Origin of the sequence: Candidatus Sordicultor fermentans (genome assembly GCF_012728195.1) — a bacterium.
In the GTDB taxonomy this organism is placed as follows: domain Bacteria; phylum Atribacterota; class Atribacteria; order Atribacterales; family Caldatribacteriaceae; genus Sordicultor; species Sordicultor fermentans.
Genome location: NZ_JAAYFP010000073.1, coordinates 1 through 4,195, shown reverse-complemented (window position 1 = coordinate 4,195; position 4,195 = coordinate 1). Strand labels below are relative to the sequence as shown.

5 protein-coding genes are annotated in these 4,195 nt (G+C 42.1%); 3 read left to right on the top strand and 2 right to left on the bottom strand.

The window, feature by feature from the left end; translation table 11 throughout:
* Positions 1-731 (bottom strand): DUF169 domain-containing protein (locus tag GXZ17_RS03335; RefSeq protein ID WP_409375871.1); only part of this gene is annotated, 731 nt, incomplete at its 3' end.
* Positions 732-1,104: 373 nt separating this feature from the next.
* Between GXZ17_RS03335 and GXZ17_RS03330 the strand changes: the two genes are divergently transcribed.
* Entirely contained in the window at positions 1,105-1,458 is a 354-nt protein-coding gene (locus tag GXZ17_RS03330) for a TraR/DksA family transcriptional regulator (RefSeq protein WP_409375870.1), read from the top strand.
* 58 nt (positions 1,459-1,516) lie between these two features.
* Here the strand turns inward: GXZ17_RS03330 and speD are convergent, their stop codons facing one another.
* Positions 1,517-1,966 (bottom strand): S-adenosylmethionine decarboxylase, encoded by a 450-nt coding sequence (gene speD / locus GXZ17_RS03325; protein ID WP_409375869.1) that lies wholly within the window; start codon positions 1,964-1,966, stop codon positions 1,517-1,519.
* A gap of 668 nt (positions 1,967-2,634) precedes the next feature.
* On the opposite strand from speD, the gene GXZ17_RS03320 reads away from it, so the two are divergent.
* Positions 2,635-2,775, top strand: a complete 141-nt coding sequence (locus GXZ17_RS03320) for an HTH domain-containing protein (protein ID WP_409375868.1) — start codon at positions 2,635-2,637, stop codon at positions 2,773-2,775.
* Positions 2,776-3,657: 882 nt separating this feature from the next.
* Entirely contained in the window at positions 3,658-4,086 is a 429-nt protein-coding gene (locus GXZ17_RS03315; RefSeq protein WP_409375867.1) for a DUF1284 domain-containing protein, read from the top strand.
* Positions 4,087-4,195 lie beyond the last annotated feature (109 nt).

Here is a 4,195-nt window from a genome sequence, read left to right as displayed (position 1 = left end):
GCCGGCGGCATCTCTGGTGTGAAGGCCATGTATGGTGGCACTGGATAGACGGAGAAACCTCCCTTCGCCGTGAATTCCAGGTTGTCCACGAGCTTATCACGGAAAAGAGCATAAGGTGCTGCATAGACAAGCTCATGGTGCTGTGTGCCACCGAAGATTCTGTCACCAGCACAGGGGAAACCCACCGTGGGTTTACCAGTCCCTTTGGCAAATCCTATAGCAGAACACATAGCCCCTTCAGCTACCGTATCAGCCGTGGTCTTTTCTCCGGTGTCATAAGCGTTGGCATGAATGAAACGCATCATCTGGGCAGGATTGCCGTAGACCACCACCACGTCAGGCTCCTCGGTGAATGTTTCCAGCGGGGAGATAAATACTCCAGCGTACTTCTTACCATCGTCTCCCAGCCTGTATACGTTTGCCATGAACTTCTTCGCCGCTTCCTGATCTTTGCAATAAGCACCCACGGCAGCTTTCCCAGATAGGATAGCCTCAGGTGTCTGAATTAATCCCAGGCATGCCGCCCCGAAGGCACATACCATTTTCTCTGGAACGCCGCTATGGCCCATTTTCTGGTATCGCGCCATACAGACCAGTTGACAGATGTTGAGTTTGAACGGAAGCGGCTTTTTAGGCAAATCTTCTTCCCGAGTGTAAAATTTTACCCCCACCGGGAACGTATCCAGCCGCAACAATTGATCTAGCTTCTGAGATATTTCTTTTGGCCCCATAGAAAACTCCTCCTTCTTAACAAACGATTTATAAATGATAGCAAACACTTATTTCTGCCATAATTTCATAAGCTTTCTGCCCCGGAGATTGAAAAGTTCACCATTAAAGTAATTCCACCGCATCACACAAAGAGTATTAAAGCTTGCTTAAATCATTTTACCAAGATGGATTGAACTTGACAAGAAAACAGAGATGAAAGGAGACCGGCTATTTTTTAGGAAGGAAAGGCAACATCTCTATAGTTCAGTTCTATTCTACTAATAAAGCAATTTTAGTAATATTAGTGTAACCATTGACCTATAAGCGGTACAGCGAGTGATAAGGTTGTATAAAGAAAAAATATGAGTTATTATATCCTCGGAGATGAGAGCTATGGAAGAGCGAGAAATAGAAGGACTTCGCGCCCAGCTTTTGGAGTTGAATAAAAAGATAAAATTAGTTCTCAAGCGAGAACGTGATACCACTCGAGACTATAACCCATTGAGCGAATCAAGAGATGAAGCAGACTTGGGAAGTGCCACTGTAGATCTGGCTCTCCAGATGTCTTCCCAGAAAACCCTTCTTGAGATGCTGAGGTTGGTGGAGAAGGCTTTGAAAAAGATAGAGTCGGGAAATTATGGTCTTTGCGAGTTGTGTAAGAGGGAAATATCTATTCAGCGGTTGAAAACGATTCCCTATGCTCTCTATTGTGTGGAATGCCAGTCCAGGATGGAGAATAAAAAATAGGGTGAGTGTTTGACTTATTGAGACATACACTCACCCTACCGGGGAAATAAGTAGTGAGTCAGGTGTGACCCATTTTTTCCAGGTTCTTAAGCCTCTCCTCTATAACTAAGGGGAGACTCGAGTTAAGGTCAGGAGGATACTCTATCCCCCGATCAAACAATTGATAGTTGTATTCCACCAGATTAAAGCAGCTATTGAGCTTCTGTATTGCCTCTTCAACATCAAACGGTTTACAAGAAAATATGTCCACACTTAAGTAATTCCGAACCGGAAAAGTGTGAATACTGATGTGGCTTTCGGCAATTATCACTATACCTGATATCCCACTATCCAGGGGAGAACTGCTCTGATATTGGAAAACGTAGGGCGGTAGAACTTTGGTCATACCCATTTCCTCGGGAAACTCATCCAGGAACCTATGCACTTCGCCTAAGTTTCCAATAATCGAAGAGTCCTGACAATAACCATCAAGGATGAGATGCATCCCCACTTCCAGTATTTTCTCCACAGGTTGTCCCTCCCTTCTCCCTTCGAATTTTTTACTGGCCATTGGCTAAAAAGTACTAAAGAACAAAATATCTATCCCCACCAATTTAAGTGAGGATAGATATTTTTAACAAAAGCGATGGTCAGGAAAACAAATATTTGCTTCCCTGACCACGTCCCATTAAATCCTTAGAAACCAGAATCTAAGCCCAATAACCCTTTTCATCAGGTGCTCCCCTTTCGGATCAGCTTATCCGAAAACAAATTAATCAGGGGACACTCCCCCCTTAGGGAAGGGGCGCTTCCCTAATCTGGGTGTTAGCGGAGGGACAATGATATTATGGCGCAAAAAAGCACCTTTTAGTTAGCCCTCGATTTCCACCCCCTGGCAATTTTTATTACCTTACCTATTATATAATTAATTGAGAGTATGTCAATAATACAAAGGATTGCTTTATAAATAATTTTACATTTCATAAAATATTGGGGTACAAAATAAGCAAATTTATCAATAGTTTACATTGAAAGACCTGGGGCTTGCGATGACGGGAGAAACCTACTCTCTAAAACTATGAGGTATTTTTTGAACAAACCCGAAAGACCTTGACAAAAAAACACAATGTAGTTAACCAAATAAAAGGAAAGATATTGAAAACTCTTAGAAAAAGTGGACATTATGCTTCTGGGTAAATGATAGCTGGAGAACTAGGTGTCTCCAGAGTTGCAATCCGAAAGCATATTCGTGATTTAAAACAAGATGGTTCTATATTAGAATATTTGCCTAAAGGATATCACCAGATTCACTCCTTCCTTGTGAGTTCCCTGGTTTAGGGCAAAAGATATACTACTTTCGGGAAGTTAGCTCCACAGATGGGACAAGGGAACCATCTCACCGAGGATAAAAGAGGGAACAATAATTGCCGAGTCTCAAGGCCTGGGAGAAGAAGGTTAAAATTAGAAAATTCTTCGGTTTGGCCGCAGAGCCAAAATGGCCCAACGATTTCTCAATGGAGAAAAGAAGGTGTGTGGCATATTAGCAGAAATGAATGCTGAAACCGATGCTCTAAATTTCGTAAATCTGGAAAAAGGCATAAATACCAGGTGAAGCGATAACAAAAAGAGTCGATGGCTCTCTCACCCGGACATTTGCCGGTGATTGTATTCACTTATTGGAAAAATTAAAAAGGAAGGTGAAAAACGATAATGGCCGTAGAGGAGAAATATATGAGAAAATGAGGTATGATTTTTATAGATGGCAGCATGGTTGAACATACCACTTTAGTTTTGGCTTTGCCTGTATTGTGGGTCTTTTAGCCCAGATAGAGGTTTTTCTTTCTCGGTCAGACTCCCCCGCGGGCACTCGTTGGAAAGGCATAAGCTTGGCTATATAAATCAGGTCAGGCACTCTCGCCTTCCCTGATTTACCGGTTGGTAAGGAGGCACTGCTATCCTCGCCGACCCCACCGGGTTACTTTACAGGGTTTATTTTCGCTACCCTATCTGCGAGTTATTTCCTAAAAAAGCATGATATTGCCCTATTTAGTTTTATGCTCTTTGCCAATTTCTGGTTGAGTTTGTTTAAAGGAAAAACAGTTGGCTTTGCGCAATTTTTAACCATGGGAACTATTTCTTTTATAACTGGTAATATAGCCAGAGTTATCGCCAAAGCTGCAGGGAATCTGGACAAACTTATAATGGAGAGGTAGAAAATAGATGAACGAGCTGATATATTCCTTGAATATTCGCCCTCATCATTTCCTTTGTATACTGGGGTTTCGGGGGCTGGGCTATAGTGAGAAATTTGTGTCTAATATGGAGGAAGTAGCAAAAAAACTACGCTCTGACTTTACCTCCTTTATAACTTTAGTGCTGGAGTGTGATGCCATTTGTGCTGCTTGTCCTCACAACGTAGAAGGTAAATGCCTGAAAAGTGATGTTTCTGAAGTAGAAGTTGCAGCTATGGACACAAAATGCCTGCAAAAACTGGGATTCAAAGCCGGAGATTCAGTATCGGCTGATGAAGTCTGGAAGAGAGTAAAAGAAAGAATAACACTTGAGGATATAAAAGAGATTTGCCGGGATTGTGAATGGTGGGAGCTAAAATATTGCCTTGAGGGCCTGAAAAAGCTAAAAATTTCTTAACTGCTCAGGCTTAAAACTCCAAAAAGGTTCATATTGATAATCTAACACTTCTACCGAGAGATGCTTTTCCCACCAGTAGTATTTTTTATATTTCTACGTTTTTTCCAGG

Bases quoted from the DNA above. Each gene is read 5' to 3' on its own strand.
- GXZ17_RS03320 (WP_409375868.1), top strand. From the start codon at position 2,635: ATGATAGCTGGAGAACTAGGTGTCTCCAGAGTTGCAATCCGAAAGCAT.
- GXZ17_RS03330 (WP_409375870.1), top strand. From the start codon at position 1,105: ATGGAAGAGCGAGAAATAGAAGGACTTCGCGCCCAGCTTTTGGAGTTG.
- GXZ17_RS03315 (WP_409375867.1), top strand. From the start codon at position 3,658: ATGAACGAGCTGATATATTCCTTGAATATTCGCCCTCATCATTTCCTT.